The organism is Rhizobium lusitanum, assembly GCF_014189535.1.
Lineage (GTDB): Bacteria > Pseudomonadota > Alphaproteobacteria > Rhizobiales > Rhizobiaceae > Rhizobium > Rhizobium lusitanum_C.
This window is the reverse complement of the sequence record NZ_CP050308.1, coordinates 343,664-359,831: the sequence shown is the minus strand read 5'-3', so window position 1 is coordinate 359,831 and position 16,168 is coordinate 343,664. Positions and strand designations below refer to the sequence as shown.

Sequence of the window (16,168 nt, the reverse complement as noted above, 5' to 3'; positions counted from 1 at the left end):
TTGCTGCGTCTCTATAAAACCAGCCTTGGAAGGTGGGAACCGGTTTTTCGGAAAAAAGCGCCCGACGTGCAATTTTCCGGGGAGTGTGACCCCCGATAAGGCCTCCGTGGCCGTCAGCCCTTGCCAAGACTACCCTCCCCGTCGCATTTTGCCGGCCATGCGTCCCGCCATCCTCGACCCTCTGTTTGCTTCCGTTTCCTCGCTGCCCGGCGTCGGGCCGAAGGTTGCCGAACTGCTGGTGAAGCTGCTCGACCGAGAAACCATCGACGATTGCCGTGTCATCGACATGCTTTTCCACGCGCCGCATTCCATTATCGACCGGCGCGAGCAGCCGGGCATTGCGCGGGCGCCGCAGGGCGCGATCGTCACCATTACCGGACGCGTCGACCGCCACCAGCCGCCGCCGAACCCGCGCAGCAACGTGCCCTACCGCGTCTTCCTGCACGACGATACCGGCGAACTCGGGCTGGTATTCTTTCGCGGCAAGGCGCAATGGCTGGAAAAGCAACTGCCGATGGATGAGACGGTCACCGTCAGCGGCAAGGTCGACTGGTTCAATGGCCGGCCGTCGATGGTGCATCCCGACTACATCATGCGCGAAAGCGAGGCGCAGAACCTGCCGCTGGTCGAACCCGTCTATCCGCTAACAGCGGGGCTCGCGCTGAAATTCCTGCGCAAGACCATTGAGGCGGCGCTGGCGCGCATGCCGCAACTGCCGGAATGGGACGACACGCCGCTGACACAGAAACAGGGCTTTCCCTCGATATCCGATAGCTTCCATATGCTGCATGCGCCGCGCGACGCCGCCGATATCGATCCGCAGACGCCAGCCCGCCGCCGGCTTGCCTATGACGAATTCCTAGCCGGACAATTGTCGTTGGCGCTCGTGCGCCAGCGGCTGCGCAAAGTCGCGGGACAGCCCGTGCATGCAACTGGAGAAATCAGCCGGAAGATATTGGAATCCCTTCCCTTCTCCCTGACGAACAGCCAAACGGAAGCCATTGCCGATATCCTCAAGGATATGGCCGGCACCGAGCGCATGCTGCGGCTGCTGCAGGGCGACGTCGGCGCTGGAAAGACGCTTGTTGCGCTGATGGCAATTGCCGCGGTCATCGAAAGCGGCGGTCAGGCGGTGCTGATGGCGCCAACCGAAATCCTGGCGCGGCAGCATTATGCGACCATCGCGAAATTTGCCGCCAGCGCCAACCTCTCCGTCGAAGTGCTGACGGGCCGCACCAAGGGCCGCGAGCGCGACGCCATTCTCGAGCGCATCGCTTCCGGCGAGGCGCAGATCGTCATCGGCACGCATGCGCTGTTCCAGGACAGCGTCACCTATGCGAACCTGATGCTGGCGGTCGTCGATGAGCAGCATCGTTTCGGTGTCCACCAGCGCCTGCGGCTGACGGCAAAGGGCATCTCGCCGCATATGTTGGTGATGACCGCGACGCCGATCCCGCGCACGCTGGTCCTCGCCGCTTTCGGCGATATGGATGTCTCCAAGCTCACCGAGAAGCCGGCCGGCCGCAAGCCGATCCAGACGATCACTATTCCGACCGAACGAACCGGCGACATCGTATCCCGGCTGAAAAGCGCACTGTCTGAAGGCAAAAAAGCCTATTGGATTTGCCCACTTGTGGAAGAATCCGAAGAATCCGATTTAATGTCGGTCGAGGAGCGACATGCGACGCTGGTCCAAGCTCTTGGACCCGGCATCGGCCTGATCCACGGCCGCATGAGCGGGCCGGAAAAAGATGCCGTGATGATGGCCTTCAAGAGCGGTGAAATCCGTCTGCTGGTCGCCACGACGGTTGTCGAGGTTGGCGTCGATGTGCCGGACGCGACGATCATGGTGATCGAACATGCCGAGCGTTTTGGCTTGGCGCAGTTGCACCAGCTTCGCGGCCGTGTCGGACGCGGCGACGAAGCCTCGACTTGCATCCTGCTCTACAAGGGTCCACTGGGCGAAACTGGCCATGCGCGGCTGACAATCATGCGCGACACCGAGGACGGCTTCCGTATCGCCGAAGAGGATCTGAAATTGCGTGGTGAGGGTGAATTGCTCGGCACGCGCCAATCCGGCACGCCCGGCTTTCGCATCGCCAGCCTCGAGGCCCATGCCGATCTTCTGGAGATCGCCCGCAAGGACGCCGCCTATCTGATCGACCGTGATCCGGACCTGACCAGCGAGCGCGGCATCGCGGTACGCACCCTGCTCTATCTCTTCCGCCGCGACGAGGCGATCCGGTTCCTGAGAGCCGGATAGTCGGATGGACGCGGCAGGCGGCGTCCATCCCTTTCAAAGGCTATTACTTGGCAGACAGGCCGGGGATTGTCACCTGGAACACCTGGAACATGGTGTCGACGTCGGCCCCGCCTTCACCCTTGTAGGCAGCGCCCACCTGGAAACCGTCCTGGGTCAGGAAGTCGTTGTCATTGGCGACGAACAGGAAGTAGTCGTCCGGCAGCTTCGGATCGAGAACGCTGACGAACGACATAGCCTCCCATTTCTCGGAAAGGTTATTGCGATCGTTCGGCGCGCCATTATGGAGGCCGAAGCGGGCAAGGTTGTCGCTATCGTTGATGTCGATCAACTGGCTAACCGTTGCGGGCTTCACCGACGCATCAAGGACACCTTTCGGAGCAACCGGTGTGTCGGCATCGAATTTGCTGCCGGCAATGTCGGTGGCGCCGGAGACATCGACGACGTTGATGCTGCGGTAAAGCGACTTTTCCCCTTCCATGCCGTAGCCATTGTTGCTGTCGCGCGCCAGCATCAGGAAACTTGTCGGCGAAAGCACCACGATCTCGCTCTGCGCGGCGACAGCCGTCTTACCCTTGTTGTTGGTGAAGACCGGCAGCGGCACGACATATTCATGCACCAGCTTCAGATGCGCCAGATCAGCGGCATCATAGACCAGCGCGCGGGTATTCTGTCGGGTCGAGCCGGAGTCGCCACCGTCCTGACGCGTCGCCGACTGCAACACAGCAATCAGAAACTTGCCGTCCGGGGTCATCGACATGCCTTCTAGGCCCTGGTTGTTCTGGCGGCCGCTGGTTGGATCCTTGGGATCGGGAGCCTTTTCACCGGGGCCAGGATTGTTCGACGCAAAGTTCACGGCACCATGGCGCATCGGCAGCAATGCAGCCGGGGGCGGCGTGGCGGACATCATTCGGCCATCGGCGGAGAAGCGGTAGATATAGGGGCCGTATTCGTCGCTGATGAACATGGTGCCATCCGGCACACGGACGATGGCTTCGTTGTCGAGCGAGATCTTGCCGTTCGGCGCTTCCGGCAGCAAGGGCATGCCACCTTCCGGATGGCGACTGCCATCGGACGGATCGAGGCCGGTGGTGTCGGCGCCCTTGTTGTCGGTCAGCAGCATGGTGTCGGCGAGTTTGGCAACGACGCCCGATTGTTCCTTGCCGGCCGGCGGCGTTGCGCCCGGAGCGACCGGCGTCAGTTGAACGTCGACGGTGTTGAGGCGTGGACGATAATCGGTGGTGCCGACGACGTTATAGCCGCGATCCGGCAGCAGCCACAGCGACCCCTTATAGCTGCCATCGGCATTGCGAACCCAACTCTTGGCGTCGATCGACATGCCCGAGCCGGAGCCGAAGGTTTCGCCGAACTTGTCGCGCTGGTTGGCCGGGATACGGCCGACAGCCACGAGGCCCTTATTAACCAGGGTGGTAACACCGCCAACTGCAACGGAATTATCGGCGAAGGCTGCGACCGGCATGGTGAAAACGAAAGTGGCGAGCGCTGCCGACAGCAGCGGCAAACTCATTGAACGCAAATTTCTCACGGCAATATCCTCCTGATGAAAACTCTTTGTGCTGGAATGGCGTTCATCTCCCGATCGGTTGAAAACCGCATCGAACGAAAATATCAGGCTCCGTTGAGCCGCAAACATTCGACCATGAGATGTGCCCGCCTGCCCTTCCGGCAACCGGTCTAGAACGCCAATATGATAGGGACATGACAGTTCGATCCGGCTGATGCGACCGGCGGGCCGGATGATCGCCAGCATAAGGTTCCGCTCGTCCACCATGACATCTTGAGATTGAAACCGTGCTGCATTTGGCGTAGGTCGTTTCTTAAGCCTGCTGCGAACCGAGTTTGCGATGTCCTCGCAACAATTGCCGTTAACGCCATAAGATAGCGAAGGGTTTCACTCCATGAAGACGTCTGCTTCTGTCGCTGTTCTCGCGATGGCATTCACCGCAATTCTGGGCCTTTCGGCCTGCGACGATCAGTCGAAATCCACTGCCACCAGCAATCAGTCCTCGGCCGATACGGCATCGAAGCTGGCGAACAGCGCAAAATTAAACGACTACGTGCTGGCCTATAATGATCTCATCGGGGATTCCGGCCTGCTGGCGCAATATCAGGCCTATCAGAACGCCAATATTTCGAAGAGCGCGACCTCCGACAATATTACCGAAGTCAGCAAAGGCTCGCTCGAACGATCCGCGGATAAATTGAAGACCGTGCGCGGCGCAAAGGGCGATGCACCCACGGAACTCGATACCGCCGCCGACAAGCTGATCTCCGCACTTGGTCAGGTAGTTCCCCGCCTTTCCGGCCTGGATGTCTATTATACCAGCAAGGCCTACATGGAGGACGGGCTGGCGCGCGGAAAGCGTGAGGATCCCTTGATGCTTGCCGATTTCCAGGCTGCCGCCGCCGCATTGGAGGAATTCCATCAGCAATTGCAGAAGGAGCTCGACCGCCGGGAACAGGCCGAGCTTGCCAAGATCAAGGAACGCGGGGATATGCCGGTCTATCAGACACGGCTTGCCCTCAGCCAGGCGAGACAACTCGTCAATCTTTTCAATAGTTCGGAAGACCCCAGCAAACCCGCTCTACAGGGACAGATAGACGCAAAGATCGTCGAACTGGAAAAGACATTGGAAGATCAGCGCGCCGCCTTGGCAAAAGCCAAGCAGGACGGAGGCAACTCCCCAAATACTCCGCTTCTTGATGGTATCAATACCTTTCTGACCGGAATGGTTGGCGACTTCCGCCAGATAAAGCAGGATCCCACGCCAGACAAATACCAACTCATCATCACCCGTTTCAATGGTGCGATCGAAATGTTCAATAGCGTGAGATAGAAGCGCTGCGTCGCAGGAACTGGTCGGCGCGCGAGCTACCGTACCAGCTCGCGATCTAGCATTAAGACAATGATTTCATCGGAATAGGCGGCGGCACTTCCTTAGGCGCAATCAGCTTCTCCCGATATTCGGGCGAGACCAGACCGCCGGAAATTAAAAGCTTGGCACCGTCTTCCGGGCTCATGTCGAGAAGCGTGATTTTTTCGCGCGGCACGAAGATCAGGAAGCCGGCGGTCGGCACGGGGGTCGGCGGCAGGAAAACAGCCACCATATCATGCCCCATGGCATTGAATTTTGAGGCCATTTCGCCCTTGGCGTCTGTCGAGATGAACACCATCGACCAGAGGCCGGGGCTCGGGTATTCGATCAGTCCGACTTTCTTGAACGACGTGCCCTGCTCTTTCAGCACGGTTTCGAAGATCTGCTTCAGGCTCTTGTAGATGCTTCGCACCAGCGGCACGCGCTGCACGATCGATTCGCCAAAACGAACGATGCTCTGGCCGATCAGGTTCTTGGCGAGGAAGCCGATGATGGTGATGAAGATCATCGCGATCACCACGCCCGTGCCGGGAACGGCGAAGTTCAGATAGCTTTCGGGATCGTAGCGCGCCGGAATATAGGGCCGAACCCAGCTGTCAGCCCAATGGATGACCGACCAGGTGAGCCAGAGCGTGATGGCAATCGGCGCGCAGATAATCAGGCCGGCCAGGAAATTGTTTCTGATCCGTGCTGCCACAGATATTTTGATGGACTTTTCCGTCATTCGCCGCTCGAAAACTCCGTTCCGTCGTCAACCGCTAACCGGCAAATTCCCCCACCATCTCCTTGATGAATCGTGCCAGAAATCGGCGGAACGCACAACCCGGCAGTCACCCCTCCAGGCCCGATATGGGCCTGGTTCACGACGACGTTATCACACGAAAATAACTGGAGGCGTGACTTACTCCACAGTCACCGACTTGGCGAGATTGCGCGGCTGATCAACATCCGTGCCCATGAAGACAGCGGTGTGATAGGCCAGCAGTTGGATCGGCAGCGAGAAGATCATCGGTGCGATGATTTCATCGACAACCGGCAGGGTGATCGTTGCCATCGTCGGCAACGACGAGGCGGCCGCCCCCGCCTCGTCGGTGATGAAGATGATGCGACCACCGCGAGCCGCCACTTCCTGCATGTTGGAAACCGTCTTGTCGAAGAAGCGATCATGAGGTGCAATGACGATAACCGGCATATTTTCGTCGATCAGCGCGATCGGACCGTGCTTCAGTTCGCCAGCGGCATAGCCTTCGGCGTGGATATAGGAGATTTCCTTGAGCTTCAGCGCGCCTTCCATGGCGAGCGGAAAGCTAGTGCCGCGACCGAGATAGAGCACGTCCTTGAACTTGGAGATTTCGCGGGCAAGGCTTTCCATCTGCGGCTGGATGATGTTCAGCACTCTCCCCATGATGCGCGGCATCTCGATGAGGTGGCGCACCAAGGCGTTTTCATCTTCGGCGCTCACCGTACCGCGCGCAACGCCGGCACCGATCGCCAGCGACGCCAGAACGGCAAGCTGGCAGGTGAACGCCTTGGTCGAGGCAACGCCGATCTCGGGACCGGCCATGATCGGGAACACCGCATCGGATTCACGCGCGATGGTCGATTCCTTGACGTTGACGATGGCGCCGATCTTCAGGCCGTTGTCCTTGCAATAACGCAGCGACGCCAGCGTGTCGGCGGTTTCGCCGGACTGCGAAATGAACAGCGCTGCCTGCGAGGGAGACAGCGGCATTTCGCGATAGCGAAACTCCGAGGCGACATCGATTTCGACCGGCAGACGCGCGTAGCGCTCGAACCAGTATTTTCCGATCAGGCCGGCGAGATAGGCCGTGCCGCAGGCCGAGATCGCAAGGCCGGATACGCCCTTGAAATCGATCGCCGATACATTCGGGCGCAGCCGATGGCTGACGAAATCGACATACTGGCTGAGCGCGTGGGAGATCACCTCAGGCTGCTCGTAGATTTCCTTCTCCATGAAGTGGCGGTGATTGCCCTTGTCCACCACATAGGCGGTCGCCTGCGATATCTGCCGGGGACGGCTGACTTCCCGGCCGTTGAAATCGAGGATCGTGGCGTTATCGCGTGTGATGATCGCGCAATCACCATCGACGAGATAGGTGATCTCGTTGGTGAAGGGCGAGAGCGCGATGGCATCGGAGCCGAGGAACATCTCACCGTTGCCGAAACCGACGGCGAGCGGCGGACCGGAGCGGGCCGCCATCAGCGTATCGGGATCGCTCTGGAACATGATGGCGAGCGCATAGGCACCGGTCACGCGGTTCAGCATCTTCAGCATCGCCGCGCGCGGATCGAGGCCCTCGCCGACGTATTTCGCGAGCAGATGCGCGACGACTTCCGTATCCGTCTGCGTCGTGAACACCTTGCACTCGGCCTTCAATTCCTCCCGCAATTCGGAGAAATTCTCGATGATGCCGTTGTGGACAACAGCGACGCCGTCAACAAAATGCGGATGGGCATTGGTCTCGTTCGGAACGCCATGCGTCGCCCAACGGGTGTGGGCGATACCGGTTACGCCGGGCAGCGGCTCGGCATCGAGCCGCTTCTCCAGATTGAAGAGTTTTCCTTCAGCGCGGCGACGATCCATCACACCGTCATGAATGGTCGCAACGCCCGCCGAATCGTAGCCGCGATACTCGAGACGCCGCAAGGCATCCACCAATCGCCCCGCGACAGGCTTCGTTCCGACAATCCCAACAATGCCGCACATACAACTCTCCGTCTGGCCTCAAATAAGAAGGCAAGTCCTAATGATTCTAACAGTTTTCACAATTACCGCGATGGTCACTTTCGGTTTCCAACCGTTACGCGACCATGGGCGAAATGCTTAGTGGCTGCCCTTTTTTGCTGCCTTGATCGCCAAGGCTCTTTCGCGAATAAGCTTGGCGCGGCCGGGCTTCACCTCTTGGCGGGCACGACCGAAGGCAAGCGCTTCAGCTGGAACGTCATCGGTGATCACGCTGCCGGAGGCGACATAGGCATTGTCGCCGATGCGTACCGGCGCCACCAGTGAGGAGTTGGAGCCGATGAAGCTGTTGGCGCCGATATGGGTCTCGTGCTTGTTAACGCCGTCATAGTTGCAGGTGATCGTGCCCGCGCCGATGTTGCTGCCGGCACCGATCGTGGCATCGCCGATATAGGTCAAATGGCTGACCTTGGCGCCCTCGCCGATCTTGGCGTTCTTCACCTCGCAGAAATTGCCGACCTTCGAGCCGTCGGCAAGATCCGCGCCGGGGCGCAATCGTGCGAACGGGCCGGCGGTGGCGCCGCCGCTGACATGAGCGCCTTCGATATGCGAGAAGGCGTGGATAACTGCGCCGCCATCAACGACCGCGCCGGGACCGAAGACGACGTTCGGCTCGATCAGCGCGTCCTGGCCAATCACCGTATCATAGGCGAGAAACACCGTTTCCGGTGCGATCATGGTGACGCCGGAAAGCATCAGCTCATGACGGCGGCGCTCCTGCCAGAGGCGTTCGATGAATGCGAGTTCGGCGCGGTTGTTGCAGCCGGTCATTTCCACTTCCGGCGCATCGACAGCAACCGCACGGCCGCCAAGCGCGCGCGCGATCTCGACGAGATCGGTCAGATAGTATTCGCCCTTGGCATTGCTGTTGCCGATGCGATCGAGCAGATCGAGCGCCTTGCGGCCGTTGATCGCCATGAGGCCGCTGTTGCACCATGTCACCGCTAGTTCGGCATCCGTCGCGTCCTTCGCCTCGCGAATGGCGATCAGCGCGCCGTCCTTCACCAGCAAGCGGCCATAGGCATTCGGATTTTTCGTGTGAAAACCGATGACGACGATATCGTTGCCGTCGGCAAGTCCCTTTCGGGCAGCGCGAAGCGGTGCGTCGGTGAGCAGCGGCACGTCGCCGTAAGCAACGATGATATCGTCATAGCCCTTAGCGATTGCGTCACGCGCTGCCAATACGGCGTGGCCGGTACCCAGGCGTTCCTTCTGAACATAGGCCTCAACCTCGATGCCGCCGATATCGGCGGCGGCAGCCACCTCCTCCGCATTGCGTCCGACGACGAGGGCCGCGGCGGAAATATCGGTCTTGGCGATCGCTTCCATCACATGCGCGATCATCGGACGGCTGGCGATCGGATGCAGCACCTTGGAGACCGACGACTTCATGCGGGTGCTGTCACCGGCGGCGAGGATGATGGCGAGGCAGGTGCGTTCCATTTCAAGCTCCGAAAGATACGACTCGGCGAGGCCTATGCAGGCTTCGTCTCCTCTTAGCAACTACTGCATAATTCCTTAAATCGGAATCGATTTAAGGATTAAATTATGCAGCAGATTTGAAGTGCTACAGCGACCTTTGCACGTCACATGTGACGCGCGGCGCTGTAGTTGAATGGCGAACTACGGCGAATTTAGATATAGCGCTCAGGCATCAGCAAGCGCCGCGAAGGCTTCCAGCACATGCTGGCGGCCATCGAAAATGACGAACTCCATCGCTTTATACGCTGTTGGTCCGTCGTGAGCCGCGATGGCGTCGACAATCGCCATGTGCGTATCGGCAATATTCGCAAAGCCGTTGCTGGAGGGAGGTGCGCTCATGCGGAACATGCCGACCAAAGCGGCTTCGATCAAGCCACCGAGCGAGCGCATGAAGGGATTGTGGGACGCTTCGGTGACCGCCAGGTGAAAATGAAGGTCGGCGAGCGCGAGGCTGTCCGCCGTATGTTCCGGCGCGGCCATTGCCAGCGCCAGCCGCCGCAGCATCTCGACCTCTTCAGGGTCGGCGCGCTCCGCCACGAGACTGGCGGCAAACGGCTCGAAGGCCAGGCGGATATCATAGAGGTGAAGCAGGAACTCTTCGTTGACCCCACTTTCGAAATGCCAGGTCAGCACCTCGTTGTCGAACATGTTCCAGTGGATCCGCTCCGTGACGCGCGTACCGACCCTGGCACGCGGGACAACCAGTCCTTTCGCCGCCAGTGTCTTCATGCTCTCGCGCAAAACCGTGCGCGACACCTTGAACCGTTGCAGGAGATCGCTGTCACCCGGAAGGATGGTGCCGATAGGAAAGACGCCCGACACGATCGCCTTTCCGAGATCGTCGACAACCTGAGCATGGCTCGTTCGTGACTTTCCTTGGCCTTTCCGTGTCTCAAGCAATCTGCTGCGCAACCGCTCTGTCCTTCCCTTAGGCGTAACGTCGATTGAAACGGGAAAGCAACAGAAGCCCCTTCTGCATCAAAATAAACGCAAAAAGCAGCAGCCCGATCAAGATCTTCGTCCACCAGCTGGAAAGTGTTCCGTCAAAGGTGATGTAGGTCTGGATCAAGCCCTGTATGAGAATTCCGATCAGAGTCCCCCCAACGAACCCTGCTCCCCCGTCAACAATGTTCCGCCTATAACCACCGCGGCGATGGCGTCGAGTTCGACACCGACCGTGGCAAGCGAATATCCGGCGGATGTATAGAGCGAAAAAACGATTCCGGATAGGCCGGCCAGAAAGCCCGACAAGGCGTAGATCTGCATCGTCGTGCGCGCCACCGGAACGCCCATCAACTGAGCCGTCTGCACGCCGCCGCCCAGCGCATAAACATTGGCGCCAAAGCGGGTGCGATGCGCGAGCAGGATGCCAGCGGCAAAAACGACGAGCATCACGCCACCGACCACCGTCAGGCGACCTCCGCCCGGCAGCAACAGATACATATCGCTGAGCTGCGAATAGAATTCATGCTCGATCGGGATACTGTCGATCGACAGGACGAAAGCGATGCCGCGCGCGAGAAACATGCCCGCCAGCGTCACGATGAAGGGCGGCATGGCGAGGTAGTGGATGATCGCACCCATGCCCGCACCAAAGGCCGTCGTGATCGCCAGGACAATTGCGAAGGCGAACAGCGGATGGATCGAGGTGTCGCGCAGGATGATCGCAAGGAAAACGCCCGTAAAGGCGATGACCGAGCCGATCGACAGGTCGATACCGCCGGAAATGATCACAAAGGTCATGCCAACGGCGGCTATCCCGAGAAACGCGTTGTCCGTCAGCAGGTTGCCGGCAACCCGCGTCGATAGCATGGTCGGATATTGCAGCGCGCAACCGGTGTAAGCGAGGATGAAAATGACGATCGTTGCGAGCAGAGGAAGATATTTCGAATTCACTTTGCCTGCTCCTCATGGATCATCCGTCCTTCGCCGTGCCGACGCCGCAAGAACGTCGTGACCGATTGGAGAGCCGGAGACTGGATGACCAGGATGATGATAACGATGACGGCCTTGATCACCAGATTGAATTCTGGCGGAAAGCCGGACAGCAGAATGCCGGTATTGACCGACTGGATGATCATCGCGCCGATCAGCGAGCCGACAATGCTGAAGCGGCCGCCAAGAAGGGAATTACCGCCGACAACCACGGCCAGGATCGCATCAAGTTCGAGCCAGAGGCCGGCATTGTTGGCATCCGCGCCCTTGATATCGGCAGAGACGATGATGCCGGCGATGGAGGCGCAAAGACCGCTGAGCGCATAGACGGCGATCAATAGTATCGGCGTCTGAATGCCCGACAATGTGCTGGCACGGCGATTGATCCCGATCGCCTCGACCAGCATGCCGAGCGCGGTGCGCCTGACAAGCAGGATGACCGCGAGCCCCACCGCCAACCAGACGACGACGGGCATAGGCAGCCAGGCAAACGATCCGCTGCCGAAGAAGATAAGCCCATCATTGTTGAAGGTCAGGATGACGCCTTCGGTGATCAATTGGGCGATGCCACGGCCCGCGACCATCAGTACCAGCGTGGCGATGATCGGTTGAATGCCGAGAACCGCGACCAGAAATCCGTTCCATAATCCGCAGGCAATCCCGACGCCGATGGTCAGTGCCAGCGTGTAGGCGAGCGAACTTCCGCCAACGATCGTCGATGCCGCCACGGCACCGCAAATTGCGATCACCGCGCCGACCGAGAGATCTATGCCCTTGGTGGCGATGACCAGCGTCATGCCGATCGCCAGTAGCGCCACCGGCGCACCGCGATTAAGAACATCGATGACGCTGCCGTACAATCTGCCGTTTTGCATTTCCAGATGAAAGAAATGCGGGAACATGATGAAATTCAAAAGAAGAATGGCAGCCAAGGCAATGAGCTGCGGCATCAATCGAAACAAGGATGCCTTGATCTGGGAACTCATGCGTCCTCCCGCTTGCTCTGCGCCGTTGCAATGGCGTCGACGATATGGCTGGCGGTTATTTCGCTGCCGGTCAGCTCGGCAATATGCTCCCGGTCGCGCAGCACGATGACGCGGGAGCTGTAGGCTACGAGCTCCTCCAATTCGGAGGAGATCACCACTAGCGACATACCCTGCTTGCAGAGATCCTCGATCAGCCGGATGATTTCAGCATGCGCGCCGACATCAATACCGCGTGTCGGTTCATCGAGAATGAGGAAGCTCGGATTGGTCGCCAGCCAGCGCGCCAGAATGGCCTTCTGCTGATTGCCGCCGGACAAAAGCCTGATCGGCTTTTCGCGGTCGGTGGTGCGAATATCCAGTGCCTTGATGTAGCGGTCGGCGATCGCGTTCTGCTCGCCGCGCGATAGCGGGCGCGCCCAGCCGCGACGGGCCTGAAGCGCCATGACGATATTTTCGCGAATGGAAAGATCACCGATGATCCCATCCGTCTTACGGTCTTCCGGGCAAAAACCGAAACCGTTCTTGATGGCGGCGCGCGGTGACGAAAGGCTCACCGTCTGCGCATCGATCCGTGCCTCGCCGCTGTCGGCGCGTTCCACGCCAAACATAACCTCGGCGGTTTCCGTGCGTCCGGAGCCGAGCAGGCCGGCAATCCCGACCACTTCGCCGACGCGAACTTCGAGATCGAAAGGCTTGATCTTGCCGCGCTTGCCGAAGTTGGTGAAATGATATTTTGCAGGCCCGCTTTCGCTGGCCGCCTCCTTCACGCCCGCCTCGACTTCGGCGAGTTCGCGGCCCAGCATCATCGCAATCAGGGTCTGGCGTGACAGGCCCTGCGCATCGCGGGTGCCGACCAGACGGCCGTTGCGAAGAACGGTTATGCGGTCGCAGATCTCATAAACCTGCTCAAGAAAATGCGTAATGAAAACAATCCCTAATCCGCGCTGCCTCAAATTCCGGATGATACCGAAAAGCATCGCAACTTCCTGGGTATCCAGGCTCGCGGTCGGCTCGTCGAGAATCAGGACCTTGCCCGAGAGATCGACGGCGCGCGCGATCGCGATCACCTGCTGGATTGCTACAGAGAAACGATCAAGCTGGCGGCTGACATCAATATCGATACCGTATTGCGACAACAGATCCTTCGCCATGGCGTTCATCACGCGGGTGCTGATCATCCCGAAGCGCTTCGGCTGGCGGCCGAGAAACAGATTCTCCGCAACGCTCAGGTTCGCAAGGAGGTTCACCTCCTGATAGACCGTCCCGATACCCAGCTTCTGCGCGGCCAGCGTGTCGTGGGGATCGATCTCGGCGCCGTCGAGGACGAGGCTGCCAGCGTCGCGGCGATAGGCGCCGGTCATGCATTTGATCAGTGTCGATTTTCCCGCGCCGTTTTCGCCGAGAAGAGCATGGACCTCGCCCCGCCGCAGCGTGAAATCGACATGGTCAAGGGCGGTGGAACCGGGAAAATATTTGCAGAAACCAGTCGCGGTCAGAAGGCGCTCGACATCGTGAGCCATGGAGCAAGAATTTCCTTGGATTGAGCGGTATAAAAAACGCGGAATTGCCGTTCGCTTCGCGCATCGGCAATTCCGCGCCGAAAAAGCGCACCGACCGGTCTCCCGGCCGATGCGATCGGTTTTTTAACTCAATAGCCCAGGTCTTTCTTCGCTTCGTAGACCTTCTGCGGGTCGTCAGCCTGCGTGTACAGCTTGGACTCGGTCTGGATCCACTTCGGCGGTTCCTTCTTGGTCTTCAGATAGGCGTCGAGGGCATCGAACGCGGGACCAGCCATGTTTGGCGTCAATTCCACCGTGGCATTCGCTTCGCCAGCGGCCATGGCCTTGAAGAGATCCGGAACCGAATCGATGGAAACGGTCAGGATGTCCTTGCCCGGCTTCAGGCCAGCTTCCTTGATCGCCTGGATGGCGCCGACGGCCATGTCGTCGTTGTGAGCGTAGAGCGCGCAGATATCCTTGCCGCCATTCTCCGCCTTCAGGAAGCTTTCCATGACTTCCTTGCCCTTGGCACGGGTGAAGTCGCCCGTCTGGCTGCGAACGATCTTCAGGTTGTCATGGCCCTTGATGGCTTCTTCGAAGCCCTTCTTACGCGCGATCGCCGGCGAGGAACCGGTGGTACCCTGAAGCTCGACGATATTGCACTTCTTGTCGCCGACATTCTTCACCAGCCAATCGCCGGCGACCTTGCCTTCGTGGATCTGGTCAGAGGTAACGGCGGTCAGATAGAGATCCTTCGGCGCATTGATCGTGCGATCCAGCAGGATGACCGGGATCTTGGCTTCCTTTGCTTCCTTCAGAACGGAATCCCATCCGGTTTCCACGACCGGCGCCAGCAGAATCGCGTCAACGCCCTGGGCGATGAAGGAGCGAATCGCCTTGATCTGGTTTTCCTGCTTCTGCTGCGCGTCGGCAAACTTGAGATCAATGCCGCGCTTCTTGGCTTCCAGTTTGGTCAGAGTGGTTTCCGCGGCGCGCCAGCCGGATTCCGAGCCGATTTGTGAAAAGCCCACGACCAGATCTTTTGCCGATGCGGACGTAAACATGCAGGCGGCAAGAATGGTGGCACTCACCAGTGCAGTCTTGAATTTCATGATATCCTCCCAATGGGCCATCTCCTGAGGCCATGGAGAAAAAATCATATAGTAATACTTTTGTAAATCGACATTCGATGATGCAGTGCAACAAAAAAGGGCGCCCAACGGCGCCCTTTTTCAACTTTAGAGATTCTGGCCCGTTTTTTACTTCGAAGCCGGCAGCTTGTCGTCGATACCTTCGATGTAGAAGTTCATGCCAAGCAACGTGCCATCATCGGCGCGCTCACCTGCCTTCAGCCAAGCCGTACCGTCCTGCTTGTTGATCGGGCCGGTAAAGGGCGCGAGTTCGCCGGACTTGATCTTGGCTTCGGTCTCTTCGGCCAGCTTCTTCACGTCATCAGGCATGTTGGTATAGGGCGCCATCGTCAGGATGCCGTCCTTCAGGCCGTCAAAGCTCTGCTCGGACTTCCAGGTGCCGTCGAAGAAGGCGTGGACGCGCTTGATGTAGTAGGCGCCCCAGGTGTCCTCAATCGCGGTCAGCTGCGTGTGCGGGCCGGCAGCGATCATGTCGGAAGCCTGACCGAAAGCCTTGATGCCACGCTGTTCTGCAACCTGCATCGGTGCGGTCGTATCGGTGTGCTGTGTCAGGATATCAACGCCCTGGTCGATCAATGCCTTGGCGGCATCGGCTTCCTTGCCCGGGTCGAACCAGGTATTGACCCAGATGACCTTCATCTTGAAGTTCGGGTTGACCGACTTGGCGCCTGCTTCAAAGCCGTTGATGCCCATCACCACTTCCGGGATCGGGAAGGTGGCGATGTAGCCGGCCGTGCCGGTCTTAGACAGTTTGGCGGCGATGACACCGCTGATGTAGCGGCCTTCATAGAAACGCGAATTGTAGGTCGCGACATTGTCGGCCGTCTTGAAGCCGGTGGCATGCTCGAACTTCACCTTCGGATATTTCTTCGCGACGGCGATCGTCGGATCCATGAAGCCGAAGGACGTGGTGAAGACCATGGCGCAGCCGGAGCGGGCCAAGCGCTCGATGGCGCGTTCGGCATCCGGGCCTTCCGGAACGTTTTCGAGGAACGGCGTTTCGATCTTGTCGCCGAATGCCTTTTGCAGTTCCTGGCGACCCTTGTCATGTGCCTGCGTCCAGCCGCCATCGGTCTTTGAGCCGACATAGATGAAGCAGATCTTCGTTTTGGCGGCGGCTTCCGCCGAGGTGGCGGCGCCGATGCCGACGATCAGGGCCGCGGTGGCGGCGAGTGAGAGTGCTAGTTTCTTCAT

General features: G+C 59.3%; 11 protein-coding genes and 1 pseudogene. 2 read left to right on the top strand and 10 right to left on the bottom strand.

What is annotated here, in order from left to right; genetic code table 11:
• Positions 1–157: 157 nt before the first annotated feature.
• Complete coding sequence (gene recG / locus HB780_RS15555) at positions 158–2,263, top strand: ATP-dependent DNA helicase RecG (protein ID WP_183693253.1); 2,106 nt, start codon at positions 158–160, stop codon at positions 2,261–2,263.
• A 43-nt stretch (positions 2,264–2,306) separates the two neighbouring features.
• Here recG and HB780_RS15550 read toward each other — a convergent pair whose 3' ends face one another.
• Entirely contained in the window at positions 2,307–3,806 is a 1,500-nt protein-coding gene (locus HB780_RS15550; protein ID WP_183693251.1) for an esterase-like activity of phytase family protein, read from the bottom strand.
• Between the two features lie 373 nt (positions 3,807–4,179).
• Here HB780_RS15550 and HB780_RS15545 point away from each other — a divergent pair, with 373 nt between their 5' ends.
• The gene (locus HB780_RS15545) at positions 4,180–5,118 is read left to right on the top strand and encodes a YiiG family protein (protein WP_183693249.1); all 939 of its coding nucleotides are present in this window, start codon (positions 4,180–4,182) and stop codon (positions 5,116–5,118) included.
• Between the two features lie 61 nt (positions 5,119–5,179).
• Here the strand turns inward: HB780_RS15545 and HB780_RS15540 are convergent, their stop codons facing one another.
• From HB780_RS15540 to HB780_RS15500, 9 genes and pseudogenes are all read right to left on the bottom strand, one after another.
• Positions 5,180–5,881 (bottom strand): DUF502 domain-containing protein, encoded by a 702-nt coding sequence (locus HB780_RS15540; protein ID WP_183693247.1) that lies wholly within the window; start codon positions 5,879–5,881, stop codon positions 5,180–5,182.
• A 177-nt stretch (positions 5,882–6,058) separates the two neighbouring features.
• Positions 6,059–7,885, bottom strand: coding sequence for a glutamine--fructose-6-phosphate transaminase (isomerizing) (glmS, locus tag HB780_RS15535; protein ID WP_183693246.1), 1,827 nt, complete (start codon positions 7,883–7,885; stop codon positions 6,059–6,061).
• A gap of 117 nt (positions 7,886–8,002) precedes the next feature.
• A complete protein-coding gene (glmU, locus tag HB780_RS15530) occupies positions 8,003–9,364 on the bottom strand; it encodes a bifunctional UDP-N-acetylglucosamine diphosphorylase/glucosamine-1-phosphate N-acetyltransferase GlmU (protein ID WP_183693244.1) in 1,362 nt (453 codons plus the stop codon).
• 204 nt (positions 9,365–9,568) lie between these two features.
• A complete protein-coding gene (locus HB780_RS15525; RefSeq protein WP_183693242.1) occupies positions 9,569–10,315 on the bottom strand; it encodes a FadR/GntR family transcriptional regulator in 747 nt (248 codons plus the stop codon).
• A gap of 16 nt (positions 10,316–10,331) precedes the next feature.
• A pseudogene (gene yjfF / locus HB780_RS15520) lies at positions 10,332–11,299 on the bottom strand (galactofuranose ABC transporter, permease protein YjfF).
• Positions 11,296–12,324, bottom strand: a complete 1,029-nt coding sequence (locus tag HB780_RS15515; RefSeq protein WP_183693240.1) for an ABC transporter permease — start codon at positions 12,322–12,324, stop codon at positions 11,296–11,298. The pseudogene yjfF and the gene HB780_RS15515 overlap by 4 nt, the downstream one beginning before the upstream one ends.
• Complete coding sequence (ytfR, locus tag HB780_RS15510) at positions 12,321–13,844, bottom strand: galactofuranose ABC transporter, ATP-binding protein YtfR (protein WP_183693238.1); 1,524 nt, start codon at positions 13,842–13,844, stop codon at positions 12,321–12,323. The genes HB780_RS15515 and ytfR overlap by 4 nt, the downstream gene beginning before the upstream one ends.
• Before the next feature lie 128 nt (positions 13,845–13,972).
• Positions 13,973–14,935: a galactofuranose ABC transporter, galactofuranose-binding protein YtfQ gene (gene ytfQ / locus HB780_RS15505; protein ID WP_183693236.1), complete on the bottom strand. Its 963-nt coding sequence runs from the start codon at positions 14,933–14,935 to the stop codon at positions 13,973–13,975.
• Positions 14,936–15,082: 147 nt separating this feature from the next.
• Positions 15,083–16,168: a BMP family ABC transporter substrate-binding protein gene (locus HB780_RS15500; RefSeq protein ID WP_183693235.1), complete on the bottom strand. Its 1,086-nt coding sequence runs from the start codon at positions 16,166–16,168 to the stop codon at positions 15,083–15,085.